Consider the following 24,621-nt stretch of genomic DNA (forward strand, 5'->3'; position numbering starts at 1 on the left):
AATGGAGAAGTAACGATGAAAAACTGGAAAACCAGCGCAGAACAGATCCTGACCGCAGGCCCGGTGGTTCCGGTGATAGTGATCAACAAGCTGGAACATGCGGTGCCGCTGGCCAGGGCGCTGGTAGCCGGTGGTGTGCGCGTGCTGGAAGTCACATTGCGCACCGACTGCGCCATGGAGGCAATCCGCGCTATCGCGGCAGAGGTGCCGGAGGCAATTATCGGTGCCGGTACGGTGATTAACCCGCAGCAGTTGCAGGCAGTGACCGAGGCCGGCGCGCAATTCGCTATCAGCCCCGGCCTGACGGACGCGCTGCTGAAGGCCGCAACTGCAGGCACGATTCCTTTGATTCCGGGTATTAGCACTGTTTCAGAGCTGATGCTGGGTATGGATCACGGGCTGCGTGAGTTCAAATTCTTCCCGGCAGAAGCGAATGGTGGCGTGAAGGCGTTGCAGGCGATCGGCGGCCCATTCCCGCAGGTGCGTTTCTGCCCGACCGGGGGCATCACGCCAAACAACTACCGTGATTACCTGGCGCTGAAAAGCGTGTTGTGTATCGGCGGTTCTTGGTTGGTTCCGGCCGATGCGTTGGAAAAGGGCGACTACGCTCGCATCACCGAACTGGCACGTACCGCGGTCAGTGGCGCTGCGGCCTAACCCGCGCCGCGTCTGGGTTTGACGATTATTTGCCCGCACCACGCTAAACGAAGGCTCAACGACGTGTTGAGCCTTTTTTTATTTTTAAATTACTTAACTTTCTTATTTTTAAACTTTTTTTTAATGGTTTTTGTGAAAACGGCGGTTTGCTTTCTTTTTTTGGCTATGGTACAACTATCGCAGTTGAAAATTTTACTTGATGAGGATATTGGGCAAATCGCACTCCGTGTAACAAGATAATGTGCGGCTGAGAATAGAGAATAATTATGATGACAACTAATGGAATTACCCTCAGAACCTCTACTTGCCAGCTTTTCCTGTCTGCCATCCTTGCCAGTGAGCATCACTGGTGCAGCGAGCTATAGCGTCTTTCTCCCTTAACCGGTGCTGGTGACAGGCTCAGTCCTCCGTCATTCCGCGTAGCCGGGCAAACTTCTTTATTACGTTTGGGTCAGTTTATCCCCAGGGATCTCTGCGTCTTCAGCGCCTCGTTGCGCCTGTCTGACGAGATAAATCGGGATAAATATGCCTTAGCGTGCGTTATTCGCCGTTTGGGAGAGAAATTATGATTTATTGGATCTTTTTAGGCTTGGCCATCGTGGCCGAAATTATCGGTACCCTGTCGATGAAATACGCCAGCGTTAGCGGCGGCATGACCGGTCACATTGTGATGTATGTGATGATCACTGCATCATACGTCATGCTGTCATTGGCGATTAAACGCGTTGCCCTTGGCGTTGCTTACGCGCTGTGGGAAGGGATCGGTATCCTGTTTATTACCTTGTTCAGCGTATTGTGGTTCGATGAGCCGATCTCGGCCTTGAAGGTGCTGGGTCTGGTGACGTTGATCGCCGGGATCTTGTTGGTGAAGTCCGGTACCCGCAAACCACGAAAACAGGCCAGCCCGCGAGGTGACAACCATGCAACAGCTTGAGTTGTACCACATTGGGTTCTTGGGACTGGCGATTGTGTTGGAAATTGTCGCCAACATCTTCCTGAAGATGTCAGACGGTTTCCGTAAAATCTGGTTAGGCCTGCTTTCATTGCTGTCGGTGCTGGGGGCGTTCAGTGCTCTGGCACAGGCGGTGAAGGGGATAGACCTGTCGGTGGCTTATGCATTGTGGGGTGGTTTCGGTATTGCCGCGACAATCGCCGCCGGCTGGATCCTGTTCGGTCAGCGCCTGAATGCCAAAGGCTGGATTGGTTTGGTGTTGTTGCTGGCAGGTATGGTGATCATCAAGCTGGCTTAAGCAGCAGATAAAAATAAAACCGCAGGCGTTATCGTCTGCGGTTTTTTCGTTTATACCGCAGCAATAATTTTGATTTCGACCTTGTACTTCGGATTCATCAATTTGGCTTGCACGGTGCAGCGTACCGGCGCGCTACCCGCAACTACCCAGGCATCCCAGGCGGCGTTCATGGCAGCAAAATCGGCATCGTCGGCCAGAAAAATGGTGGCGTCCAGCACCCGGCTTTTATCTGACCCAACGCGCGCCAGGATCACGTCAATTGCTGCCAGGGCGTTCGCGGTTTGGGCGGTAGCGTCATCATCCAGGTTTTCCGGCACGCTGGTGTAATAGACGGTGTCGTTGTGAACGACGGCTTCGGACCAACGTTTGTCTGGATCAATTCGTTCGATATTCATTCAATTATCTCCATATCATCATCGCGTTAAGGGTAACACAGCCATCGGCAGAAATGTGTGACGATAAAGTCGGTGGTAGCCACGCGGCAGGATAGGCATAATTAGCGCTGAATTACATCGGCAGAGAGATAGCGTGGCAGACGATTTCGCAACAGACGGCGCCCTGGCGCAGGCAATCAAGGGTTTCAAACCGCGTGAAGCACAGCGGCAGATGGCGGAAGCGGTCACCGAAGCCATTAATTTCAAGCAGGAACTGGTGGTCGAAGCGGGCACCGGTACCGGCAAAACCTACGCCTATCTGGTGCCGGCACTGCGGGCCGATCGCAAAGTGATTATTTCCACCGGGTCAAAAGCGTTGCAGGATCAGCTTTATGCACGCGATTTGCCCACCGTGGCCAAGGCACTGAAGTACAAAGGCAAGATGGCGCTGCTGAAAGGGCGCTCCAATTACCTGTGTCTGGAACGTCTGGAGCAACAGTCGATGGCGGGCGGCGAGTTGGCCGGGCAAACGCTGATCGATCTGGTCCATCTGCGCAAATGGTCGTCCATGACCAAAGAGGGCGACATCAGCAGTTGCAGCGACGTGGCGGAAGACAGCTTTGTTTGGCCGCTGGTGACCAGCACTAACGACAACTGCCTGGGCAGCGATTGCCCTTTGTATAAAGATTGCTTTGTGGTCAAAGCGCGTCGTCGTGCGATGGATGCCGATGTGGTGGTGGTGAACCACCATCTGTTCCTGGCCGATATGGTGGTGAAGGAGGGCGGCTTTGCCGAACTGATCCCTGAGGCCGATGTGATGATCTTCGATGAAGCGCATCAGATCCCGGATATCGCCAGCCAGTATTTCGGTAAGCAACTGACCAGTCGTCAACTGCTGGACCTGGCCAAAGACATTTCCATTGCCTATCGCACCGAAGTGCGCGATGCCGCACAGCTGCAAAAAAGCGCCGACCGCCTCAGCCAAAGCACGCAGGATTTTCGTTTGATGTTGGGAGAACCAGGGTTTCGCGGCAACCTGCGTGAGGTGCTGAGCCAGCCCAATGTACAACGCGCCTTGCTGCTGCTCGATGATGCGCTGGAGCTGTGTTATGACGTGGTCAAACTTTCCCTTGGCCGTTCGGCCTTGTTGGACGCGGCTTTTGAACGCGCTACGTTATATCGTGCCCGTCTCAAACGTTTGAAAGAGGTCAATGAACCGGGGTTCAGCTATTGGTATGAGTGCAACTCGCGTCACTTTGTATTGGCGTTGACGCCGCTGACGGTGGCCGATCGTTTCCGTGAGTTGCTGGATGAAAAACCGGGCAGCTGGATTTTCACCTCGGCAACGCTGTCGGTTAACGAGCAGATGGGCCACTTTACCGAGCGTCTGGGGTTGAATAAGGCCAAAACGCTGCTGCTGGCCAGCCCATTCGATTACGCCAAACAGGCCTTGCTGTGCGTACCGCGCTTTTTACCCTCACCAAACCAGCCTGGCGGCGCGCGGCAATTGGCACGCATGCTACGGCCGCTGATTGAAGCCAATAACGGCCGCTGCTTCTTCCTTTGTACTTCGCACCAGATGATGCGGGAATTGGCGGAAGAGTTCCGTGCCACCATGACCTTGCCGGTGTTGTTGCAGGGGGAAACCAGCAAGGGGCAGTTGCTGGCTCAGTTTGTCGAGGCCGGCAATGCCCTGTTGGTGGCGACCAGCAGCTTCTGGGAGGGGGTAGATGTACGCGGCGATGCATTGTCGTGCGTGATTATCGACAAACTGCCGTTTACCTCACCCGATGATCCGTTGTTGAAAGCCCGGATTGAAGACTGCCGATTACGTGGCGGCGACCCATTCAACGATGTGCAACTTCCGGACGCGGTCATTACCCTGAAACAGGGGGTTGGACGCCTGATCCGCGATACCGACGACCGCGGCGTGCTGGTGATTTGCGACAATCGGTTGGTGATGCGCCCCTATGGTGAAGTTTTCCTCAATAGCCTGCCGCCGACGCCGCGTACCCGCGATATCGCCCAGGCGATTGCCTTCCTGCAGGCAGATCGCTAGCGGATAGGCGTGACCCCAGGGCTGTGCTACAATGCGCGCCCTGTATGAAAAACCCTGTTTTTTTCCCGCCTGAGGTTGGCATGTCCACGCGAATTTTAGCGATCGATACAGCGACGGAAGCCTGTTCCGTTGCCATCTGGAATCAAGGCGAAATCCACGCCCTGTTTGAGCTGTGCCCACGTGAGCATACGCAACGTATTTTACCTATGGTGCAGCAGGTGCTGGCGGAATCCGGGGTCACCCTTGGCCAGCTCGATGCGCTGGCTTTTGGCCGTGGGCCAGGCAGCTTTACCGGCGTGCGTATCGGCATTGGCATTGCTCAGGGCTTGGCGCTGGGCGCCGACTTGCCCTTGCTGGGCGTTTCCACGCTGCAAACCATGGCGCAGGGCGCCTGGCGACTCACCGGGGCTGAGCGTGTGCTGTCGGCGATAGATGCGCGTATGGGCGAAGTCTACTGGGGTCAGTTTGAACGCCAGCAAGACGGTAACTGGCTTGAAAGTGAAGGTGAAGCGGTACTTACCCCGGCGCAGGCGCTGGTGCGTGCGCAAGGTCTGCAAGGCCACTGGGCGCATGTCGGCACCGGCTGGCAAACCTATCCGGATTTGGTTGCCGGTTCCACGTTAACCCTGAGCGATGGGCAAATGTTGTTACCGCAGGCGGAAGATATGCTGCCGTTGGCGCTGCATGCCTGGCAACAGGGTTTGGCGGTGGCGGTAGAAAATGCCGAGCCGACCTATTTGCGTAATGAAGTCACCTGGAAAAAATTGCCGGGGCGCGAATAGCCGCAACCTATTGTGCTTTGGCGGCAATAGGGACAGGAATGATCTGCAACTTGCTCCGTGAATTGATGTCAAAGTTACAGCCATTTCAGGAGATTGCGACGATGTTAACCCGCACTGTTTGTAAAAAAATGTCGCTGCTGGCTATTGCCGGCAGCGTGCTGGCGCTGTCAGGTTGCGTAACCGTGCCTGATGCGATTAAAGGCAGCACGGCAACGCCGGTGCAGCAGCTGTCTTCGGTACAGAATGCGCCGAACCTGTTTGTCGGCGCTGAAGCTCGCTTTGGCGGTACCGTTGTGAACGTTGCCAATGAGCAGGGGCGCACGTTACTGGAAATTGCGGCCGTGCCGCTCGATTCCGGCGCCCGGCCGATATTGGGTGAGCCGTCACGGGGTCGTCTGATAGCCTCGGTTAATGGCTTCCTGGAACCGGTTGATTTTAAGGGCCAGTTAGTGACGGTAGTTGGGCCAATCACCGGCGTGAAAGACGGCAAGATCGGCATGACACCGTACAAGTTTGTTACCATGAATGCCACTGGCTACAAACGCTGGCATCTGTCTCAGCAGGTGATGATGCCACCGGCGCCGATGGGCCCCTGGGGCTGGCGTAGCGGTACCTGGGGCCCCGGTTGGGGCGTGGGGTATGGCTGGTACAACCCTGGCCCAGTGCAGGTGCAAACCATCGTTACCGAGTAATGCTTGCTGGTTGTTAAATTTTAATAGGGCGGCTCCGGCCGCCTTATTCTTTTGGCGTAGGGAATGACCGCCAATTAGTGACGTACATCGCAACCTGAATATTGTTTAAAACTCAAACTGGTCTGCTGAGTTAAAATATTGTTATGGTTTGGCTGCATATTTGGGGGCTGCGATGATGATAATGAATAATAATTTCAGGAGTAATACCTTGGATAAGGTCTGGTTAAAACGTTACCCGGCGGATGTTCCGGCAGAGATCGACGCCGATCGTTATTCATCTTTGGTCGAAATGTTTGAAAATGCGGTTCAGCGCTACGCAGATCAACCGGCTTTCATTAACATGGGTGAGGTGATGACCTACCGCAAGCTGGAAGAACGTAGTCGGGCTTTCGCGGCTTACCTGCAAAATGAGCTGGGGCTGCAGAAAGGCGACCGCGTTGCTCTGATGATGCCGAACCTGTTGCAGTATCCCATCGCGCTGTTTGGTATCTTACGTGCGGGTATGGTGGTGGTGAACGTTAACCCGCTGTATACGCCACGTGAATTGGAACATCAACTGAACGACAGTGGCGCAAGTGCCATCGTGATCGTCTCCAACTTTGCTCACACGCTGGAAAAAGTGGTGTTCAACACCCAGGTCAAGCATGTGATCCTGACGCGTATGGGCGATCAGCTCTCCGCCGCCAAAGGCACGCTGGTTAACTTCGTCGTCAAATACATCAAGCGGCTGGTGCCGAAATACCATTTGCCGGCTGCCGTTTCTTTTCGCAGTGCGCTCCAGCGCGGGCGTCGCCAACAGTATGTTAAACCCGATATTATCAACACCGATTTGGCGTTCCTGCAGTATACCGGTGGGACTACCGGTGTGGCCAAAGGCGCGATGCTAACGCACCGTAATATGCAGGCCAACCTGGAGCAGGCTAAAGCTGCCTATTTGCCGCTGTTTCGTGAAGGGCAGGAGTTGGTGGTAACGGCGCTGCCGCTGTATCACATTTTCGCGCTGACGGTGAACTGCCTGCTGTTTATCGATTTGGGTGGGCGCAATTTGCTGATCACCAACCCACGCGACATTCCGGGGCTGGTGAAAGAGCTGGGCAAATATCCGTTCACCGCCATGAGTGGGGTGAACACCCTGTTCAATGCGCTATTGAACAACGAGGACTTCCACAAGCTGGATTTCTCCACGCTGCGTTTTTCCGTCGGCGGCGGCATGTCAGTACAGAAATCGGTGGCGGACAAGTGGGAGAAAACCACCGGTAAGCACTTGCTGGAAGGATACGGCCTGACGGAATGTGCGCCGCTGGTCTCCGGTAACCCTTACGATCTGAAACACTACAGCGGCAGTATCGGTTTGCCTGTACCCTCGACGGATATTCGACTGGTGGACGATAACGGTCAGGACGTGCCGGTTGGTGAGCCGGGTGAACTGTGGGTCAAAGGACCGCAAGTTATGTTAGGCTACTGGCAGCGGCCGGATGCCACCGATGAAGTATTGAAAGATGGCTGGCTCGCGACCGGCGATATCGTTACAGTGGACGATATGGGCTTTGTCCGCGTCGTCGACCGGAAGAAGGACATGATCCTGGTTTCCGGGTTTAACGTATACCCGAACGAGATTGAAGATGTGGTCAGTCAGCATCCGAAAGTATTGGAATGCGCGGCGATTGGCGTGCCGAATGAGGTAACCGGTGAGACGGTTAAAATTTGCGTGGTGAAGAAAGACGCTTCGCTGACCAAAGAAGAGCTGTTGACCCATTGTCGTCGGCAGCTTACCGGGTATAAAGTGCCTAAAATTGTTGAGTTCCGTGACGAGTTGCCGAAGTCTAACGTCGGTAAAATTTTGCGGCGAGAACTGCGTGATGAGCAGAAAAAACCTGCAGCGGCCGATGCCGCCTAGGTTATCATCCACGCCTTACAGATCAACAACGCCGGTGAATGCCGGCGTTGTTGTGTTTGAATCATGAAAGCGACCAAGAGAATGACGTTTTGAACTATCAGTTGATCACTACCGATGCCGGATTGCAGCAGGTCTGCGAGCAGGCGAAAAAGCATGCCCAGATAGCGCTGGACACCGAATTTGTCAGAACGCGCACCTATTATCCGCAGTTAGGCCTGATTCAGTTATACGACGGTGAACAACTCTCCCTGATTGACCCCCTGCCAATCAAGCAATGGCAGCCGTTTATCGAGCTGCTGAGTAATACTCAGATTGTGAAGTTCCTGCACGCCGGCAGTGAGGATCTGGAAGTGTTCCTCAACGCGTTCAAAACGCTGCCGACTCCGATGGTGGACACCCAAATTCTGGCGGCCTTCACCGGTCGACCGCTGTCTTGCGGTTTTGCGACCCTGGTGGCGGAGTATATGCAGGTGGAGTTGGATAAAAGCGAAGCCCGCACCGACTGGCTGGCGCGTCCGCTGACGGAAAAACAGTGCGTCTATGCGGCGGCTGACGTGTTCTATCTGCTGCCGATGGCCAAACGCCTGGTTCAGGAAACTGAAGAGGCCGGTTGGACGGCTGCCGCTAATAATGAATGCCTGTTGCTATGCCAACGCCGTAGCGAGACGCTGGCGCCAGAATTGGCCTACCGTGAAATCACCAATGCCTGGCAACTGCGTCCGCGTCAGTTGGGCTGCTTGCAGAAGCTGGCTGAATGGCGCCTGCGTCAGGCGCGTGAGCGCGATCTGGCGGTAAACTTCGTGGTACGTGAGGAAAACCTTTGGCAGGTGGCGCGACATATGCCGACATCGCTGGGGGAATTGGACTCTCTGGGCCTGAGCGGTCCGGAAATTCGTTATCACGGTAAAACGCTGTTGGCGCTGGTGGCAGAGGCTAATGAGCTGGATGAGGCTGCACTGCCAGCACCGTTGTCGAACCTGATCGATCAGCCGGGCTACAAGAAAGTGTTCAAGGATATCAAGGCGGCGATCGTCATTGTCAGTGAGCAAAGCGGGTTGAGCAGTGAATTACTGGCATCGCGCCGACAGATTAACCAACTGCTGAATTGGCATTGGAAATTGAAGGGTGCTGACAGCCTGCCAGAATTAATCAGCGGTTGGCGCGGTGATTTATTGGCGGCGCCACTGCAGGCTATTTTGAAGGATTATTAATCGAGTGGTAAAACTTGGGGCAGGGTAAGGAAACGCTGCTCCGATTATTTATTAGAAATAACCATAACAACACTTACCGACAGCATTTACTTTAAACAACAGTGACGCAAGATTAATTGAGATTAATCCCAAAGGCTAAAAACGATTATTAGGCGATTTTTATCTCAATAACTGGTTATGCATACAGTTACCCCCTGCAAGAAAATATACAGGGGGTAATTAGTGCGTCACACTCATTTAGTTACTTCTTCCGATTCCGGTAATGTCACGTTGAGTTCAAGTACCGAAATATCATCCCCTTTCTGCTCAAACTGCACGTGCAGCATTTCAGGGTCGATTTGAATATATTTGCAAATTACCGCCAGAATATCGCGTTTCAAATCAGGCAGATACGGGGGCTCACTGTCCCCGCGACGACGCTCTGCGACGATAATCTGCAGCCGTTCCTTGGCTATATTGGCTGTCTGCTTTTTGCGGGACAGAAAGAAGTCTAGTAATGCCATGGTTTATCCCCCAAAAAGGCGTTTCAGGAAACCCTTCTTCTCTTCTTCAATGAAGCGGAAGGGGCGTTCTTCCCCTAACAGGCGGCTAACGGTATCGTCATAGGCTTTGCCGGCATCCGACTCGGCGTCGAGGATCACCGGTTCACCCTGGTTGGATGCGCGCAGTACGGATTGGTCTTCCGGGATAACGCCGACCAATGGAATGCGCAGAATTTCCAGCACGTCTTCCATGCTCAGCATGTCGCCACGGCTGACGCGACCTGGGTTGTAGCGGGTCAGCAGCAGGTGTTCCTTGATTGGCGATTCGCCTCTCTCGGCACGGCGAGATTTGGAAGACAAAATGCCCAGAATACGGTCAGAGTCACGTACCGAGGAGACTTCCGGGTTGGTGGTGATGATGGCTTCATCAGCAAAATACAGTGCCATCAGTGCGCCGGTTTCGATGCCCGCCGGAGAGTCACAAACCACAAAATCAAAATCCATTTCGCCCAGGTCGTTGAGGATCTTCTCAACGCCTTCGCGGGTTAACGCGTCTTTGTCACGCGTTTGCGAAGCTGGCAGGATAAACAGATTTTCGGTGCGCTTGTCTTTGATCAACGCCTGATTCAGTGTGGCATCACCCTGAATCACGTTAACGAAATCGTAAACAACCCGGCGTTCGCAGCCCATGATCAGGTCAAGATTACGCAGGCCGATATCGAAATCGATCACTACGGTTTTCTTTCCTTTTTGGGCTAAACCGGTAGCGATGGCCGCGCTTGAAGTGGTCTTGCCAACGCCCCCTTTACCCGATGTAACAACAATAATGCGTGCCATGAAATGGATTCCTTGTCAAAAGGGCTTAATTTAAAGGTTGTATGGTTAAAGCGTTATCCAACAGGCTGAGTCGTACTGCCTGCCCGACATAGTCGGACGGGATTTGGTCGCTCAACCAGTACTGCCCTGCGATAGAGACTAGCTCAGCACCCAGGTGCGTGCAAAAAATCTGGCACTGTGTATCACCTGATGCACCGGCCAGCGCACGACCGCGCATCATGCCGTAGACGTGAATGTTGCCATCGGCAATTAATTCAGCGCCGGCGCTAACGCTGCTGGTCACTATCAGATCGCTGTTGCGGGCATAAATTTGTTGGCCGGAACGGACAGGGGTACTGATGATGCGCGTCTTGGCGGGGGCGTTGGGATCCACCACCGGGGCTGGCGCAGGCGCCGGTTCCGGTGTGGCCATCTTTTGGCCTTTGCCTTCGTTCAGCAACGGCAGCCCGGCACGGGTTATTGCGCGTTTCTGCCGCTCATCTCTGCAACCGCTGATACCCACAACGCGCAGACCTGCTGCCGTGACAGCCTGTTGAAGTTCTTTCCAGTTTGCGTCGCCGTTCAGCGTTGCAACGTTGATAACAACAGGGGCGTTTTTCAAAAAAGCGGGCGCTTGCTCTACTTTTTCCAGTAACGCCTGACGTATTACCTCGGGTTCCGAATTATGCAAATGAACAACCGATAGGGTAAAACTGCTGCCTTTTAGCTCAATTGGCGATTGTGACATCTATCCTGACTCAGTCTCAGCAACTTTAAATCCCCGGAATACCAATCGGGGTGCGATATTCCGAAGTACTATAAGCATGTTATAGTCAGAGTTATATCCAGGCAAGACGCTGCCCCAATTAAATAGAGTTAAAAACATGCTTTGTGTGATCTATAGAAGTTCTAAACGCGATCAAACTTATCTTTATGTCGAAAAAAAAGACGATTTCTCCCGTGTGCCGGAAGATCTGATGAAAAGTTTCGGTACGCCGCAATTGGCAATGGTGCTTTCCCTTGAAGAGCGGGAAAAGTTAGCCTCGGCGGATATTGAGAAAGTGAAAGAAGCCCTGAAAGAAGAAGGGTTTTATCTTCAGGTCCCCCCGCCGTTGGAAAATTTATTAAACCAGCATTTGTCTGGCGACAAAAAATAACCTGCGAAGATGTAGGAGAGGCTGGAAGCGCTCAAAACTGATAAAGGAGCCGCGTGATGAGATTGTCGGCAATAACCCTGCTATCGACGCTGTTGACGTTAGGATGCACAGTCGGCCAACAGGCGATGGCGCAAGGGGCCACATCGGCGTCGGAAGCTTCGTCGGGCACAGCTACTCCTGCGGCTCAGAGCCGACTCTCTGAAACGGGTCGCGATCCTGCGCAGTTCCCGGCCTACGTTGAACAGTTAAAGCGCCAGGCGCTGGCGCAGGGCATCAGCCCGGCGATTGTCGACAGTGCTTTCACCGACGTGCATTTTGTCGATCGGGTGATCAAGGCTGACCGTAATCAGCCGGAAAAGAAAATCACGCTGGACGACTACCTCAAACGCGTATTGCCACCCGCCAAGATCGCACAAGGCCGTGCGCTATATCAGCAGTATCATCCTAAGCTTTCGCGGCTCACCGCGCACTACGGCGTGCCGGGACGTTATGTTGTGGCACTGTGGAGCATGGAAAGCGCCTTCGGCAAAATCCAGGGGCGTGAAGATGTGATATCTGCGCTCGCCACCTTGGCTTTTGAAGGGCGACGCGAGGCGTTCTTCAGTCAACAGCTGATGGCGGCGCTGCAAATCCTCGAGCAGGGTCATGTAAGCCGCGAGCAGTTGAAAGGCTCCTGGGCCGGTGCCATGGGGCAATGCCAATTTATGCCGACGTCGTTCCTTAACTATGCTGCGGACGGCGACGGTGACGGCCGCATTGATATCTGGAACAACGTTGACGATGTCTTTGCCTCTACGGCCCGCTATCTGTCGAGCGAAGGCTGGCAGCGTGGTGTGGGTTGGGGCAGAGAGGTCAGGTTGCCTGCCGGCTTCAGCACCGAGGCTGTGGGGCTAAAGGATAGCCAGGCGCACAGCGTCAATGAATGGCAAAAACGCGGGGTGCGGCGTCCGGATGGTTCAGCGCTGCCGCATTCCAGCCTGCGAAGTTGGCTGATCACACCGGATGACATGCAGGGCCGGGCATTCCTGGTTTATGATAATTTCCGCACGATTATGCACTGGAATCGCTCTTACTATTTTGCGATCGGTGTGGGTATGATGGCTGACGGTATCGGGCAATAGAAAAAGGCTGCGGTGCCTCCACCAGCGCGTGGAATAACGGGCTTAGCATGCTAAGCCCCTACATGATTGTAGGGAGAGGCGGTATGTATCAACATAGAGACTGGCAGGGTTCATTACTTGATTTTCCGGTAAATAAAGTGGTTTGCGTCGGCAGTAATTACGCCGATCACATCAAGGAAATGGGCAGTGCAACCTCGGCAGAGCCGGTAGTGTTTATCAAGCCTGAAACGGCGCTGTGCGATATTCGCCAGCCGGTGGCGATCCCCAAAGAGTTTGGTTCGGTACATCATGAAGTGGAGCTGGCTGTGCTGATCGGTACGCCGCTAAAGCAGGCTAATGAAGATCGCGTGGCGCGTGCCATCGCCGGATACGGTGTTGCGCTTGATCTGACGCTGCGGGAACTGCAGGCGGGCTTCAAGAAGGCGGGACAGCCTTGGGAAAAAGCCAAGGGTTTCGACGGTTCTTGCCCGATATCCGGGTTTATACCGGTAGCGGAGTTTGGCGATCCGCAAAATGCGGAGCTGTCCCTGACGGTCAATGACCAGGTGCGACAACAAGGCAATACTCGCGACATGATCACGCCGATCCTGCCGTTGATCAGCTATATGAGCCGCTTTTTCACGTTGCGCGCAGGCGACATTATCCTTACCGGCACGCCGCAGGGCGTCGGCCCGATGAGCTCTGGCGACATGCTGAAAGTCACCCTCAACGGTAAATCACTGACCACACGCGTGATTTGAAACCTGGGTAAAACGCAATAAAAAAGGCCCCGCAGGGCCTTTTTTTCGGTGACGATAGGTCAAAACGCTTATTTACGGCCCAGTAAGAAACCGAAAACAATCCCGACGGCGGCGGCGATGGCTACGCCGGCCAGCGGGTTAGATTCAACCTGAGTCCGCACCGTATCGGCAGCATCTCGAGCCGCGTAACTGGCCTGAGAGGCATATTTGCGGGCTGCGCCTTTGACTTGATGATCCGGTGAGTCCGTTGCTTTACCAAAAGCTTCTTCAACGGCGCCGGCAGCTTCATTTACTTTGTCTTCTGCTTTCCCAAACATACTTGGTTCCTTATCTTCATTCAAAAGGCGAACATTAAACATAGCAGGGATATGCGCTTCTTGGCGGCAAAATGTGCTTTATGAGATGAATCTTACCCGTGAATAATGATGAACAGGGATATGGATGAGAGGGAAACGAAAGGATGATAGACCTGAGTTTTGTACGTATAATTAGACGACATGCTTGGTGTGTTTTATCCCTTTCAGCATCAAGGGTAACGGCCTGATAATACTGGCCGAAAATGTTGAATATCGTTGTTTTAAATAGCGTTTTTTTTAAGCGAACATATTGTTATCGCTATGATTATATTGTGTTTTCAGCCTTTCCATTTGGCTGGGATATCTATATAGTGCACCCTCAAAACCTGCTTGCAGGTTATCTATTCATTTACCTATACCGGACGCGAACATGTCACAAACCCCTTTTTGGCAACAAAAAACGCTGGCGGAAATGTCAGAACAAGAGTGGGAATCGCTGTGCGACGGTTGTGGGCAATGCTGTCTGAATAAGCTGATCGACGAAGATACCGACGAGATTTATTTCACCAACGTAGCCTGTAACCAGCTGAATATTAAGTCGTGCCAGTGCCGCAACTATGAGCGCCGCTTTGAGCTGGAAGAGGACTGCATCAAACTGACGCGTGAAAACCTCACCACCTTCGATTGGCTGCCGCCGACCTGCGCATACCGTTTGATTGGTGAAGGCAAGCCGCTGTTTGCGTGGCACCCGCTGGTCAGCGGTTCTAAAGCTGCGATGCACGGTGAGCGTATTACGGTACGGCATATTGCGGTGCGGGAAAGTGAAGTGGTGGACTGGCAGGATCACATCTTGAACAAACCGAGCTGGGCGAGATAAGGAAAAAAGCCCCTGCAAAGATGAGGGGCAAGACACACAACAACACCAGGGAAATCGTTAAATATTAACTTGCGGATATTATAGGGATTCTCTGATAAAACTTCATCAAAATATCGATGCAATAATGCATCGCTATGATGAATTTTTTTGTATGAAGTGAGTGGCGAGGAAAATCGTTGCGCCAGAATTTTTGTGAGGTAAGACCGAAAAAGTGAAGCGAGGCTTTCGTAGATAAGACATTTTACTCTTCTAACTTAATGTTATGTAAATTACGCGTCAAATCCTGCCCAGATGCTTCTTTTTAAACCTGATGTTAGGTAGTTTGAGCGCTCTCACGCTAAGTTTCGAGAGTAAAATAATGAAAATGATACGCCTGTTTGCCATAGCTGGAGCACTAATAGTGCTCGTTTATTACCTTACACATACCTAATCTCGCATTACCTCTGAAGATCATCAGTCACTCGATGAAAAACGGCGCCCTGAGGCGCCGTTTTTCATGCTGTCATGCTCAGCGGCCAAACAGATCGCGGCGGCGTGGGCGGACAAATTGCGCCAGCAGCACAACGATAGCAATCAACAAATAAGCTGCAAAGATGCCAACCAGCCACTGCGGCATTTCCAGCGTCAAGAATTCCCATTGGCGTACCGAACAGTCGCCAGATGCGTGGAACACCGCAGGCAGCCATTTGTCCAGCGGCAGCCAGGACGGGAAGCTGACGAAGAAATCGCAGGTATTAAACGGCGAAGGGTGCAGTTGGATCATGGTGTGTTTCCATGCCAGCTGCAGGCCTTCCCAGGCACTGTAAATCCACAGCAGAATAGCGGCATAACGCAACGGCGTTTTCGGCGCGATGGCACCCAGCAGCGAGGCACCGAGAATACCAAACAGCGCGCAGCGTTCGTAAATGCACATGACACAGGGTTGCAGCAGCATTACGTGCTGAAAGTAGAGTGCGACTAATTCCAGCGCCAGCGCAGTCAGGGCCATCAACAGCCAAGCACCGCGCCCCTGTGAGCAGCGGTTAAAGAATTGCAACATATATTTATTCTTCCATGCAGTAAGCAATTGAACTGGCAGTGTAAACCAATTCAACCCCGCTGCCAGCCACCTGAGCCGGATTCAGCACAAAAATAGTCGCTGACAGCGGAGCGGGTTTACAGGGTTAGTGTGCAGCGGCTTCGAGCGACGGCAGCGTCAGCCAATGCCACTGGGTCAGCAGGTCGGTCACGGGCGCCAGGGTGAACTGTACGCACAACAGACCAACCAGGGTTAATACCACAGTATAAGGCAATGCCATCCATACCATTCGCCCATAGGATAAACGTACCAGGGGGGCCAGTGCGGAGGTCAGCAAGAACAGGAAGGCGGCCTGGCCATTCGGCGTGGCGACCGACGGCAAATTGGTCCCGGTATTAATGGCGACCGCTAACATTTCAAACTGCTTCAGGGAAATGGCGCCATTTTCAAATGCGGCGCGCGCTTCATTAATGTAAACCGTACCGACGAACACATTGTCGGATACTGAAGACAGCAAGCCATTGAACAGATAAAACAGCGAAAGTTGGGAAGAGGGTTCCGCCTGCAAAACGAATTGAATCACCGGGGTAAACAGGTGTTGCTCAATGATCACCGCCACCACGGTGAAAAATACCGTCAGCAGGGCGGTGAAGGGCAAGGCCTCCTGGAAGGCTTTGCCGATGGCGTGCTCATCGGTTACGCCACACAGGGAAGTGGCGAGGATAATCACCGACAGGCCAATCAGGCCAACCTCCGCCAGATGGAAGGCCAGGGCGACAATCAGCCAAACGCCGATAAGTGCCTGAACCACTAATTTGACCTGCTCTTGCTTACTGCGCCCGGCAGTCGCCTGGCGGTCAAACTCTGTCAGCACTTCGCGCACGCGCTCCGGGAGTTTTGCTCCGTAGCCGAAGACGCCGAAGCGCTCAAGCAGCAGGCAGACCAGCAGACCACAGATCAATACCGGTAAAGTGACGGGCGCCATGCGCAGGAAGAAGTCGACAAAGCCCCAGTCGGCGCTTTTGGCGATAATCAGGTTCTGCGGTTCGCCCACCATGGTCATCACACCGCCCAGCGCGGTACCGACACCAGCATGCATCAGCAGACTGCGCAAAAAGGCGCGGAACTGCTCCAGCGTCTGTTTGTTATCGTCGCTTACCAGGTTGCTGTCGTCGTTGACGTCGGCAGCGCCGCCGGAAGGGTTCGACACCACGTTGTGGTAAATCGAATAAAAACCGGTTGCGACGCTGATGACTACCGCAACCACCGTCAGCGCATCGAGGAAGGCGGACAAAAATGCTGCCGCAAAACAGAAGGCTAAAGACAGCAGTATTTTAGAGCGAATATTGAGCAGCAGCTTGGTGAAGACGAACAGCAGTAGCTGCTTCATAAAGTAGATGCCGGCCACCATAAAGATCAGCAACAGCAGGACTTCCAGATTATGGGCAATCTCTTCGCCCACCCGATCGGGGCTGGTCATGCCGATCAATACCGCCTCAATGGCCAGCAGGCCGCCCGGCAGCAGGGGATAGCACTTCAGCGCCATCGCCAGCGTGAAGATAAATTCGATGACCAGCAGCCAACCCGCGATGAAGGGATCGACCAGGAAGAAAACCAGCGGATTGACCAACAAGAAGATGAGGATGGCCAGTTTGTACCAGTCAGGTGATTGCCCGAGGAAGTTTTTCACCAGGGCACTGCGTAAAGTCGTTTCCATTATGCGTTACACGTCCTGAAAATAAGTTGTCACATATTACCCTAACAATGCCGCAGGGGCAGAAGCAATACGGGCTTGCTTTACGACGTGAAATTTCTCTGACGCGGTGTTTTTGCACGTTTTTTGCCACTTTATGCACACTTTCGTTTAATGTTTTTCGCTCACGCTATGTCATGCCAAGGCGATCTGGTATGATCAGCCGACTACTATTACTGATTATCGTTGCTACGGAACGTCAAACACATGGTCATAAAGGCGCAGAGTCCTGCCGGTTTCGCGGAAGAATACATTATCGAGAGTATCTGGAATAATCGCTTCCCTCCTGGCTCTATTTTGCCCGCGGAGCGTGAGCTTTCAGAATTGATTGGTGTTACGCGCACCACGTTACGCGAAGTTTTACAACGCCTGGCCCGTGATGGCTGGCTGACCATTCAGCATGGCAAACCGACCAAAGTAAATAATTTCTGGGAAACATCCGGCCTCAATATTCTTGAGACGGTGGCACGCCTCGATCACAAAAGTGTTCCACAGTTGATCGACAACTTGCTGTCGGTTCGTACCAATATTGCCGCAATCTTTATTCGCGCAGCGGTGCGTAATCATCCTGAGGCTGCTCAGGAAGTCTTGGCGAAAGCGACTCAAGTGGAAGATCAGGCGGACGCTTTCAACCTGTTGGACTACGAAATTTTCCGCGGTCTCGCATTCGCTTCCGGCAACCCGATTTACGGTCTGATCTTCAACGGCCTCAAAGGCCTGTACACCCGTGTCGGTCGTTACTACTTCTCAAATCCGGAGTCCCGCAAGCTGGCGCTGACTTTCTACAGCAAGCTGTCGACGCTGTGCCATGAAAAGTCGTACGATCAGGTGATGGATTGCGTGCGTAACTACGGTAAAGACAGCGGGGCCATCTGGCAGAGCATGCAAGGCACCATGCCGAGCGATCTGACCGAAGCCCGCCGTTAGTTTCACCTCTCGCATTACGCAAAAGGGGCGCCAGTGGCGCCCCTTTGTCATGGTCACTAAATCCTACAGCGGAGTCGCCCGCGGCGGACAACGTTCCAGCAGCTCGACGCTGCCATCCTCGTTGAGCTGTTCCAGAATAATGTCGAAGCCCCACAGGCGATGCAGGTGTTTCATCACCTCACGCCGGCTTTTGTCCAGCGGCGCCCGGTCTTGTGGAATATAACGCAACGTCAATGAGCGATCGCCGCGCAAATCCACATTCCAGATCTGAATGTTCGGCTCGTGGTCGCTCAGGTTATATTGCGCCGACAGCTCCTGACGGATCGCCCGATAGCCCGCCTCATTATGGATCGCCGCAATCTCCAGGTAGTTATTGCGGTCGTCATCGAGCACGGTGAACAGCCGGAAGTCACGCATGATTTTCGGGGACAGGAACTGGCTGATAAAACTTTCGTCCTTAAAATCACGCATGGCGAAGTGCAGCGTTTCCAGCCAGTCTTTACCGGCAATGTCCGGGAACCAGTAGCGATCTTCTTCGGTCGGCGACTGACAGATGCGCTTGATGTCCTGGAACATGGCAAAGCCCAACGCGTAAGGGTTAATCCCGTTGTAATAAGGACTATTGTAAGGCGGCTGGTACACCACGTTGGTGTGGCTGTGCAAAAACTCCAGCATAAAGCGTTCGGTCACCCGGCCTTCATCGTAAAGATGGTTGAGGATGGTGTAGTGCCAGAATGTCGCCCAGCCTTCGTTCATCACCTGCGTTTGTTTTTGCGGATAAAAATACTGGCTCACTTTGCGCACGATGCGCAGCACCTCACGCTGCCAGGGTTCCAGCAGCGGCGCATTTTTCTCCATAAAGTAGAGGATGTTCTCCTGCGGCTCGCTTGGATAGCGACGCGCTTGTTCAGGCGCCTCTTCGCGTTCTACCCGCGGCAGGGTCTTCCACAGCGTATTGACCTGACTTTGCAGATACTCCTCGCGGCTCTTCTGGCGGGCTTTTTCTTCGACCAGGGAAATCTTCTGCGGGCGTTTATAGCGGTCCACGCCGTAGTTCATCAGCGCGTGGCAGGAATCGAGCAGCTTCTCCACTTCTTCAACGCCGTAGCGTTCTTCGCACTGACTGATGTAGTGGCGGGCGAACAGCAGATAATCGACGATCGAACTGGCGTCGGTCCAACTGCGGAACAGGTAATTATTTTTGAAAAACGAGTTGTGGCCGTAGCAGGCGTGCGCCATGACCAGCGCTTGCATGGTGATGGTATTTTCTTCCATCAGGTAGGCGATGCAAGGGTTGGAGTTGATGACGATTTCATAGGCCAGCCCCTGCTGCCCATGTTTGTAGCGCTGCTCGGTCTCAATGAATTTTTTACCGAATGACCAATGGGTATAGTTAATCGGCATGCCGACGCTCGAATAGGCGTCCATCATCTGTTCTGAGGTAATCACCTCGATCTGATGCGGGTAGGTATCGAGCTTGTAATGTTTGGCTACGCGATCGATGTGCTCCAGATACACCTGCAGCAGCTCGAACGTCCAGTCCGGTCCATCGCTCAGACGTTTATCTTCCTTGACCTTTTCATGTGTTGAAGTAGTCATCAGCGCACCCTCGTTATTACGGACCTTGCTCGAACGGCAGACCCTAGATCAATCGTAGCTCAATCTGGGCAGAGGTAATAATGATATAAAGCTTAAAAATTCAACGATCTGACGTCGCCTTCCCGCCTCAGGAAGCGACAGGGGCATTTTAGGGCGAGTTTTTTCTGCTGAAGCGACTGCGGATATGTATGAAATGTTATCTCGATGAAATGGCTTTTAAGTGGTTTTTTATTCTGTTTCTGTGGGCCTGTTTCATTTTTATGTTCTGTTAAAACCTTGTTACGCGTTGTAGCTTTTCTTGGTGCTCTCAATGCTGTCAATGACAGCATAATAGGGGCCGTTTCGCTCATTAATCTGCCTTTGACAACATCTTATCGCTATTTATAGGTAGCTATTGCAAAAGAACCGGCCATGAACGATAAATTAATTGTGAATGTTGTCACGTTTGATGATGAAGATGTTGGACGGATTTTTCCACTGAGTTAATTTCCTGTGAGCAGAAGATTATGCTTTGTGAAGCCTTGAGCTGGAGTCAGCGATGCGAGTGGTAATTTTAGGTAGTGGGGTGGTGGGCGTTGCCAGTGCCTGGTATTTGGCGAAGGCGGGGCATGAGGTGACGGTAATCGATCGTCAGCCTGGTCCGGCCATGGAAACCAGCGCGGCAAACGCCGGGCAAATCTCGCCGGGCTATGCGGCGCCGTGGGCTGCGCCTGGCGTACCGTTGAAGGCAATCAAATGGATGTTCCAGCGCCATGCGCCGCTGGCGGTTCGTTTGGACGGCAGCCGTTTCCAGCTGAGCTGGATGTGGCAGATGCTGAAAAACTGCAACACCGAACACTACATGACCAACAAAGGTCGCATGGTGCGGTTGGCGGAATACAGCCGCGATTGCATCAAAGCGTTGCGCCAGGAAACCGGCATTCAGTACGAAGGCCGTCAGGGCGGTACGCTGCAGCTGTTTCGCACCCAGCAACAGTTTGAAAGCGCCTCCAAGGACATCGCGGTGCTGGAAGACGCCGGCGTGCCTTACAAACTGTTGGAAGCCAGTCAACTGTCCACCGTCGAACCTGCGCTGGCTCAGGTGGCGCATAAGCTGACCGGCGGTCTGCAACTGCCAAACGATGAAACCGGCGATTGCCAACTCTTCACCCAGCAGTTGGCCAAGCTGGCCCAGCAAGCGGGCGTGACTTTCCTGTATAACCGCAGCGTCGATCGCCTGCTGGTGGAAGGGGATAAAATCAGCGGCGTGCAATGTGGCGGGGAGATCTTCAAGGCCGACAGCTACGTGGTGGCCTTTGGTTCGTATTCCACCGCGCTGCTGCGCGATCTGGTCTCGATCCCTGTGTATCCGTTGAAAGGCTACTCACTGACCATTCCCATTACGGATGAGGCCGCGGCACCATTCTCGACCGTTTTGGATGAAACTTACAAAATCGCCATCACCCGTTTCGACCAGCGTATTCGCGTCGGTGGCATGGCGGAAATTGTCGGTTTTAATACCCAGCTCGAACAAAAACGCCGCGAGACGCTAGAGATGGTGGTACGCGATCTTTACCCTAACGGTGGGCGGGTGGAGGAGGCAACTTTCTGGACCGGTTTGCGTCCGATGACGCCGGACGGTACGCCGATTGTCGGCAAGACTTCGCTGAAAAACCTGTTCCTGAATACCGGGCATGGCACTCTGGGTTGGACAATGGCCTGTGGTTCTGGCCAGCTGCTTTCCGATCTGATTTCCGGCATCACGCCGGCTATTCCGTCAGATGACCTGGCGGTAGCGCGCTACAGCGCCGGATTTCGCAGCGCTTACACTGCGCCCTTGAATGATGTGCATCACGCGCGTTAAAAACCTTAATTAGACAATGTTGCGGTCGCGGATGTAGGTCCGTGACCGCATTCGCAGGTCCGTAGGAGTTCCCATGCCTCGCCCGATTACCGCCACGCTGCACCTTGGCGCCTTTGAAAATAACCTGCAAGTGGTCCGTCGCTGTGCTCCAAGTGCCAAAGTCTGGTCAGTGGTCAAGGCCAATGCTTATGGTCATGGCATTAAACATGTTTGGCGTAGCATGGCGCAAACGGATGGTTTTGCCCTGTTGGATCTCGCCGAAGCGATTATGCTGCGCGAGTCAGGTTGGCAAGGACCGATCTTGCTGTTGGAAGGTTTTTTCAAAGCGCAGGATTTAGCCCTGTTGGATCGCTACCGTTTAACGACCTCGGTGCACAGCGATTGGCAACTGGCGGCGATAGCCGAAGCCAAACTATCGGCACCGCTGGATGTTTACCTGAAAGTGAACAGCGGCATGAATCGTCTGGGATTTGCCCCAGAGCGGTTGCACGCCGTTTGGCTGAAAGCTCAGCAGATAAGCAATATTGCCAGCCTGACGCTAATGAGCCATTTCGCCACCGCCGACGGTCCACAGGGCGTCGAAGCGCAGATGGCGACCATTAAGACAGCGGCGGCGGGCATTACTGCGCCGCGCTGTCTGGCCAACTCTGCCGCCACCTTGTGGCATCCGGAAACCCATTGCAGTTGGGTGCGGCCGGGCATAGTTCTCTATGGCGCTTCGCCGAGCGGCCAATCGCAGGATATTGCCGACAGCGGGCTGCAGCCTACGATGACCTTGAGCAGCGAAATTATTGGTGTTCAAACGCTAAAACAGAACGATCAGGTTGGCTATGGCTGGCGTTATCGCGCCGAAGGTGCACAACGCATCGGGGTGGTAGCCTGCGGCTATGCAGACGGCTACCCGCGCCATGCGCAAACGGGCACGCCGGTCTGGGTGGATGGCGTGCTGACGCGAACGCTGGGTACGGTGTCGATGGACATGCTGGCGGTCGATCTGACGCCTTGCCCGCATGCCGATATTGGTGCTGAAGTGGAGTTGTGGGGGCGGCGCCTGCCGGTTGACGATGTCGCTGCCGCGGCAGGCACGCTGGGCTATGAATTGCTGACGGCGTTGGCCGCCAGAGTGCCTATCGTTACCGAGGCCTGAGCCTCAGGCAATTTTCTTCAGTTGCCCCTTGATTTGCTTGCTGCGCTGCCGTGCGTGCAGCGCCAGCAGGCAACCTACCAGCATCACCAGCGCCAGCGACAGCTTGGGCTGCAACGGCAGCGCCATCGCCAACAGACCCAGGCCTGCGCCGCCGGCCATCTGCACAAAACCTACCAGCGCAGAAGCGACACCGGCCTCGTTGGAGTAGGGCTCAAGCGCATAACTGGTCGCCGGGCCCATCACGAAAGCTAAGCCCGCGCAGGCGCTGGCGACGGGCAGCATATAGGCCAGCCAGTGAGTTTGCGCCGAGCCGGAAAGCCAGGTAACCCCGAGCAGCAGGCCTACGCATCCGATACCCATCAGAATTCCCCCGGTTGCCAGACACACCGGGCGTCCCACCTTGTGAATGATGCGGTTGGCAAAGAAACTCACCAGCATGATCCAAAAACCGTTGGCACCAAACACCAGAGAGAATTGCAATGGCGTCAGGTCGGCGGTGCCCATCAGCACGTTGGGTGCCAGCGAGACGTAGGTCAATGCCATACCCATCGCGCCGGAGTTGACCACGGCGAAGGACAGAAAACGGCGATCTTTGAGGATGCGAGCATATTGGCGTACCGGTAAACCTTTAACACGCACCGTATCTGCCGGGCGGGTTTCCGGCAGGCGCAGAGCGATCAACACCAGCACGGCCAGGGCATAACATACCAGGAACCAGAAAGGCGCGCGCCAGCCTAAGGCTTCCGCCAGTAACCCACCCAGCAGCGGGGCCAGTGCGGGAATAATGTTAAGCGTGCCGTTGAGGAAGCCGAAGGCGCGAGCCGCGTCGTCGCCGTTCATCCGATCGCGCACGCCGCTAAATGCCACAACGGCGGTGCAGCAGACCGCTACGCCCTGCAGCAAACGTGAAGCGACGAACACCGTCGGGGTGGTGGCCAGCGCGGCCATGGCGGCACCAATCATGTAGATGACGATACCGGCCAGCGCCACGGGTTTGCGGCCGTAGTTGTCCACCAGTGGCCCGGCAATAATCTGCCCAAGACCCAGCACCAAAATGAACAGTGAAATGGTGGACTGGATCAGCGCTTCACTGCTGTTAAGGCCAAGAGCGATGGCCGGGATAGTTGGCAGATAAAGATCGATACCCAGCGGGCCGAGCAGCACCAGGCTAAGGAGCAGAAACAGAAATTTTTGCATAACAAAAACAGCACATCCGAGTGACAAAGAGGGCTAGAGTAGAGACTCTGGCGATAAATGGAAAGGGGCAAAACATCGGCCGACCTTCGGCATGCCTAACTTACTGGAATCAAAGCGACGCGGCTTTGCGATAGTAAAGTGCGGAGATGGTATCCGCCACGTAGCGGGCCTGATGTTTGGCGTCGTCCAGCGCACGATGAGGTGTGCCTTCGAATGCCCGTTCTTTTTTCGGATTAAAGCCCAGCAATTCGGCCAGAGTGATCACCGTACGCACGTCCTGTGTGTCCCAAAACTTCCACGGGCAGGGCATGTCCAGTTGCTGAAAGGCATGCTCGAGGATAGTGCAGTCGAACTCCTTGCCATTGCCCCAGACTTTAACCTGGTCAGTGCTGTTCATATGGATAAAGCGACTCAAATTGGTCAGCGTGCGCTTGAGGCTCTCCGTGCCGCCAAATGCCAGCTTGCGTGCTTCATCTGACTGCTTGGCCCACCAGGCGACGGTATCCAGGTTGATGGTTCTGCCTGGCTGATCTTTTTGGCTGCTGACGGCATTTTCAAATTCGGCACCGAGTTGGCCGGTTTGGGGATCGAAAAACACGGCGGCCACCACCAGGATCACCGCGCTCGGTTTTATGTCCAGCGTTTCTATGTCTAACATCAGATGGTGCATGGGGGACTCCCGGCTGGTAGAGATAAAAATAATGTTACTACAAACCGGATCAGGAT

General features: G+C 54.0%; 25 protein-coding genes. 15 read left to right on the forward strand and 10 right to left on the reverse strand.

Going from position 1 to position 24,621, the window contains the following annotated elements; all coding sequences use genetic code 11:
- Positions 1–15: 15 nt before the first annotated feature.
- The 3 genes from ACMGG1_RS09900 to mdtI all read left to right on the forward strand — a co-directional run bounded on the left by ACMGG1_RS09900 (position 16) and on the right by mdtI (position 1,907).
- Positions 16–657: a bifunctional 4-hydroxy-2-oxoglutarate aldolase/2-dehydro-3-deoxy-phosphogluconate aldolase gene (locus ACMGG1_RS09900; protein WP_046373349.1), complete on the forward strand. Its 642-nt coding sequence runs from the start codon at positions 16–18 to the stop codon at positions 655–657.
- A 565-nt stretch (positions 658–1,222) separates the two neighbouring features.
- The gene (gene mdtJ / locus ACMGG1_RS09905; RefSeq protein ID WP_046373350.1) at positions 1,223–1,591 is read left to right on the forward strand and encodes a multidrug/spermidine efflux SMR transporter subunit MdtJ; all 369 of its coding nucleotides are present in this window, start codon (positions 1,223–1,225) and stop codon (positions 1,589–1,591) included.
- Positions 1,578–1,907: a multidrug/spermidine efflux SMR transporter subunit MdtI gene (gene mdtI / locus ACMGG1_RS09910; protein ID WP_020827249.1), complete on the forward strand. Its 330-nt coding sequence runs from the start codon at positions 1,578–1,580 to the stop codon at positions 1,905–1,907. Before mdtJ ends, mdtI begins: the two co-directional genes overlap by 14 nt.
- A gap of 50 nt (positions 1,908–1,957) precedes the next feature.
- On the opposite strand, the gene ACMGG1_RS09915 is transcribed toward mdtI, so the two are convergent.
- Complete coding sequence (locus ACMGG1_RS09915) at positions 1,958–2,302, reverse strand: RidA family protein (protein WP_020827248.1); 345 nt, start codon at positions 2,300–2,302, stop codon at positions 1,958–1,960.
- 133 nt (positions 2,303–2,435) lie between these two features.
- Here ACMGG1_RS09915 and ACMGG1_RS09920 point away from each other — a divergent pair, with 133 nt between their 5' ends.
- The 5 genes from ACMGG1_RS09920 (at position 2,436) to rnd (ending at position 8,922) form a co-directional block, all read left to right on the forward strand.
- A complete protein-coding gene (locus ACMGG1_RS09920; RefSeq protein WP_046373351.1) occupies positions 2,436–4,340 on the forward strand; it encodes an ATP-dependent DNA helicase in 1,905 nt (634 codons plus the stop codon).
- Between the two features lie 80 nt (positions 4,341–4,420).
- Positions 4,421–5,122: a tRNA (adenosine(37)-N6)-threonylcarbamoyltransferase complex dimerization subunit type 1 TsaB gene (gene tsaB, locus ACMGG1_RS09925; RefSeq protein ID WP_122080638.1), complete on the forward strand. Its 702-nt coding sequence runs from the start codon at positions 4,421–4,423 to the stop codon at positions 5,120–5,122.
- A gap of 101 nt (positions 5,123–5,223) precedes the next feature.
- Positions 5,224–5,814 carry a Slp family lipoprotein gene (locus ACMGG1_RS09930; RefSeq protein ID WP_041415437.1) on the forward strand — a complete coding sequence of 197 codons (591 nt, stop codon included), beginning with the start codon at positions 5,224–5,226 and terminating at the stop codon, positions 5,812–5,814.
- A 208-nt stretch (positions 5,815–6,022) separates the two neighbouring features.
- The gene (fadD, locus tag ACMGG1_RS09935) at positions 6,023–7,711 is read left to right on the forward strand and encodes a long-chain-fatty-acid--CoA ligase FadD (RefSeq protein WP_046373352.1); all 1,689 of its coding nucleotides are present in this window, start codon (positions 6,023–6,025) and stop codon (positions 7,709–7,711) included.
- 89 nt (positions 7,712–7,800) lie between these two features.
- Positions 7,801–8,922 (forward strand): ribonuclease D, encoded by a 1,122-nt coding sequence (gene rnd, locus ACMGG1_RS09940; RefSeq protein ID WP_041415435.1) that lies wholly within the window; start codon positions 7,801–7,803, stop codon positions 8,920–8,922.
- Between the two features lie 233 nt (positions 8,923–9,155).
- Here rnd and minE read toward each other — a convergent pair whose 3' ends face one another.
- The 3 genes from minE to minC are packed head-to-tail and all read right to left on the reverse strand — an operon-like array spanning position 9,156 to position 10,968.
- Positions 9,156–9,425: a cell division topological specificity factor MinE gene (gene minE, locus ACMGG1_RS09945; protein WP_012145482.1), complete on the reverse strand. Its 270-nt coding sequence runs from the start codon at positions 9,423–9,425 to the stop codon at positions 9,156–9,158.
- 3 nt (positions 9,426–9,428) lie between these two features.
- A complete protein-coding gene (gene minD / locus ACMGG1_RS09950; RefSeq protein ID WP_020827242.1) occupies positions 9,429–10,241 on the reverse strand; it encodes a septum site-determining protein MinD in 813 nt (270 codons plus the stop codon).
- 25 nt (positions 10,242–10,266) lie between these two features.
- On the reverse strand, positions 10,267–10,968 hold the full coding sequence (gene minC, locus ACMGG1_RS09955) for a septum site-determining protein MinC (RefSeq protein ID WP_020827241.1): 702 nt from the start codon (positions 10,966–10,968) through the stop codon (positions 10,267–10,269).
- A gap of 136 nt (positions 10,969–11,104) precedes the next feature.
- Here minC and ACMGG1_RS09960 point away from each other — a divergent pair, with 136 nt between their 5' ends.
- The 3 genes from ACMGG1_RS09960 to ACMGG1_RS09970 all read left to right on the forward strand — a co-directional run bounded on the left by ACMGG1_RS09960 (position 11,105) and on the right by ACMGG1_RS09970 (position 13,238).
- Positions 11,105–11,377 carry a YcgL domain-containing protein gene (locus ACMGG1_RS09960; protein WP_414161337.1) on the forward strand — a complete coding sequence of 91 codons (273 nt, stop codon included), beginning with the start codon at positions 11,105–11,107 and terminating at the stop codon, positions 11,375–11,377.
- A gap of 56 nt (positions 11,378–11,433) precedes the next feature.
- Entirely contained in the window at positions 11,434–12,498 is a 1,065-nt protein-coding gene (locus ACMGG1_RS09965) for a lytic murein transglycosylase (RefSeq protein ID WP_414161338.1), read from the forward strand.
- A gap of 83 nt (positions 12,499–12,581) precedes the next feature.
- Complete coding sequence (locus ACMGG1_RS09970) at positions 12,582–13,238, forward strand: fumarylacetoacetate hydrolase family protein (protein ID WP_044551811.1); 657 nt, start codon at positions 12,582–12,584, stop codon at positions 13,236–13,238.
- A gap of 68 nt (positions 13,239–13,306) precedes the next feature.
- On the opposite strand, the gene ACMGG1_RS09975 is transcribed toward ACMGG1_RS09970, so the two are convergent.
- A complete protein-coding gene (locus ACMGG1_RS09975) occupies positions 13,307–13,555 on the reverse strand; it encodes a CsbD family protein (RefSeq protein WP_012145476.1) in 249 nt (82 codons plus the stop codon).
- A 409-nt stretch (positions 13,556–13,964) separates the two neighbouring features.
- Between ACMGG1_RS09975 and ACMGG1_RS09980 the strand changes: the two genes are divergently transcribed.
- Positions 13,965–14,411, forward strand: coding sequence for a YcgN family cysteine cluster protein (locus ACMGG1_RS09980; RefSeq protein ID WP_020827237.1), 447 nt, complete (start codon positions 13,965–13,967; stop codon positions 14,409–14,411).
- Between the two features lie 508 nt (positions 14,412–14,919).
- Here the strand turns inward: ACMGG1_RS09980 and dsbB are convergent.
- Both dsbB and nhaB read right to left on the reverse strand, forming a co-directional pair.
- A complete protein-coding gene (gene dsbB, locus ACMGG1_RS09985) occupies positions 14,920–15,450 on the reverse strand; it encodes a disulfide bond formation protein DsbB (RefSeq protein ID WP_020827236.1) in 531 nt (176 codons plus the stop codon).
- Between the two features lie 124 nt (positions 15,451–15,574).
- On the reverse strand, positions 15,575–17,146 hold the full coding sequence (gene nhaB, locus ACMGG1_RS09990) for a sodium/proton antiporter NhaB (protein WP_020827235.1): 1,572 nt from the start codon (positions 17,144–17,146) through the stop codon (positions 15,575–15,577).
- Between the two features lie 243 nt (positions 17,147–17,389).
- On the opposite strand from nhaB, the gene fadR reads away from it, so the two are divergent.
- Complete coding sequence (gene fadR / locus ACMGG1_RS09995) at positions 17,390–18,109, forward strand: fatty acid metabolism transcriptional regulator FadR (RefSeq protein WP_020827234.1); 720 nt, start codon at positions 17,390–17,392, stop codon at positions 18,107–18,109.
- A gap of 63 nt (positions 18,110–18,172) precedes the next feature.
- Here the strand turns inward: fadR and ACMGG1_RS10000 are convergent, their stop codons facing one another.
- Positions 18,173–19,708 carry a SpoVR family protein gene (locus tag ACMGG1_RS10000; protein WP_198639872.1) on the reverse strand — a complete coding sequence of 512 codons (1,536 nt, stop codon included), beginning with the start codon at positions 19,706–19,708 and terminating at the stop codon, positions 18,173–18,175.
- A gap of 538 nt (positions 19,709–20,246) precedes the next feature.
- Between ACMGG1_RS10000 and ACMGG1_RS10005 the strand changes: the two genes are divergently transcribed.
- Both ACMGG1_RS10005 and dadX read left to right on the forward strand, forming a co-directional pair.
- A complete protein-coding gene (locus ACMGG1_RS10005; RefSeq protein ID WP_259217515.1) occupies positions 20,247–21,551 on the forward strand; it encodes a D-amino acid dehydrogenase in 1,305 nt (434 codons plus the stop codon).
- A gap of 73 nt (positions 21,552–21,624) precedes the next feature.
- Positions 21,625–22,698, forward strand: a complete 1,074-nt coding sequence (dadX, locus tag ACMGG1_RS10010; RefSeq protein WP_142815094.1) for a catabolic alanine racemase DadX — start codon at positions 21,625–21,627, stop codon at positions 22,696–22,698.
- A gap of 3 nt (positions 22,699–22,701) precedes the next feature.
- On the opposite strand, the gene ACMGG1_RS10015 is transcribed toward dadX, so the two are convergent.
- A complete protein-coding gene (locus tag ACMGG1_RS10015) occupies positions 22,702–23,895 on the reverse strand; it encodes a multidrug effflux MFS transporter (RefSeq protein ID WP_259217514.1) in 1,194 nt (397 codons plus the stop codon).
- A 109-nt stretch (positions 23,896–24,004) separates the two neighbouring features.
- Entirely contained in the window at positions 24,005–24,565 is a 561-nt protein-coding gene (locus ACMGG1_RS10020; protein ID WP_115058663.1) for a 3'-5' exonuclease, read from the reverse strand.
- Positions 24,566–24,621 lie beyond the last annotated feature (56 nt).

The organism is Serratia sp. BNK-12, assembly GCF_047456085.1.
GTDB classification, from domain to species: domain Bacteria; phylum Pseudomonadota; class Gammaproteobacteria; order Enterobacterales; family Enterobacteriaceae; genus Serratia; species Serratia liquefaciens.

Excerpts from the sequence above, each read along its gene's own strand:
- ACMGG1_RS09900 (WP_046373349.1), top strand. The coding sequence starts at position 16 with ATGAAAAACTGGAAAACCAGCGCAGAACAGATCCTGACCGCAGGCCCG.
- mdtJ (WP_046373350.1), top strand. The coding sequence starts at position 1,223 with ATGATTTATTGGATCTTTTTAGGCTTGGCCATCGTGGCCGAAATTATC.
- mdtI (WP_020827249.1), top strand. The coding sequence starts at position 1,578 with ATGCAACAGCTTGAGTTGTACCACATTGGGTTCTTGGGACTGGCGATT.
- ACMGG1_RS09915 (WP_020827248.1), bottom strand. The coding sequence starts at position 2,302 with ATGAATATCGAACGAATTGATCCAGACAAACGTTGGTCCGAAGCCGTC.
- tsaB (WP_122080638.1), top strand. The coding sequence starts at position 4,421 with ATGTCCACGCGAATTTTAGCGATCGATACAGCGACGGAAGCCTGTTCC.
- ACMGG1_RS09930 (WP_041415437.1), top strand. The coding sequence starts at position 5,224 with ATGTTAACCCGCACTGTTTGTAAAAAAATGTCGCTGCTGGCTATTGCC.
- minE (WP_012145482.1), bottom strand. The coding sequence starts at position 9,425 with ATGGCATTACTAGACTTCTTTCTGTCCCGCAAAAAGCAGACAGCCAAT.
- minD (WP_020827242.1), bottom strand. The coding sequence starts at position 10,241 with ATGGCACGCATTATTGTTGTTACATCGGGTAAAGGGGGCGTTGGCAAG.
- minC (WP_020827241.1), bottom strand. The coding sequence starts at position 10,968 with ATGTCACAATCGCCAATTGAGCTAAAAGGCAGCAGTTTTACCCTATCG.
- ACMGG1_RS09960 (WP_414161337.1), top strand. The coding sequence starts at position 11,105 with ATGCTTTGTGTGATCTATAGAAGTTCTAAACGCGATCAAACTTATCTT.
- ACMGG1_RS09965 (WP_414161338.1), top strand. The coding sequence starts at position 11,434 with ATGAGATTGTCGGCAATAACCCTGCTATCGACGCTGTTGACGTTAGGA.
- ACMGG1_RS09970 (WP_044551811.1), top strand. The coding sequence starts at position 12,582 with ATGTATCAACATAGAGACTGGCAGGGTTCATTACTTGATTTTCCGGTA.
- ACMGG1_RS09975 (WP_012145476.1), bottom strand. The coding sequence starts at position 13,555 with ATGTTTGGGAAAGCAGAAGACAAAGTAAATGAAGCTGCCGGCGCCGTT.
- ACMGG1_RS09980 (WP_020827237.1), top strand. The coding sequence starts at position 13,965 with ATGTCACAAACCCCTTTTTGGCAACAAAAAACGCTGGCGGAAATGTCA.
- dsbB (WP_020827236.1), bottom strand. The coding sequence starts at position 15,450 with ATGTTGCAATTCTTTAACCGCTGCTCACAGGGGCGCGGTGCTTGGCTG.
- nhaB (WP_020827235.1), bottom strand. The coding sequence starts at position 17,146 with ATGGAAACGACTTTACGCAGTGCCCTGGTGAAAAACTTCCTCGGGCAA.
- fadR (WP_020827234.1), top strand. The coding sequence starts at position 17,390 with ATGGTCATAAAGGCGCAGAGTCCTGCCGGTTTCGCGGAAGAATACATT.
- ACMGG1_RS10000 (WP_198639872.1), bottom strand. The coding sequence starts at position 19,708 with ATGACTACTTCAACACATGAAAAGGTCAAGGAAGATAAACGTCTGAGC.
- ACMGG1_RS10005 (WP_259217515.1), top strand. The coding sequence starts at position 20,247 with ATGCGAGTGGTAATTTTAGGTAGTGGGGTGGTGGGCGTTGCCAGTGCC.
- dadX (WP_142815094.1), top strand. The coding sequence starts at position 21,625 with ATGCCTCGCCCGATTACCGCCACGCTGCACCTTGGCGCCTTTGAAAAT.
- ACMGG1_RS10015 (WP_259217514.1), bottom strand. The coding sequence starts at position 23,895 with ATGCAAAAATTTCTGTTTCTGCTCCTTAGCCTGGTGCTGCTCGGCCCG.
- ACMGG1_RS10020 (WP_115058663.1), bottom strand. The coding sequence starts at position 24,565 with ATGCACCATCTGATGTTAGACATAGAAACGCTGGACATAAAACCGAGC.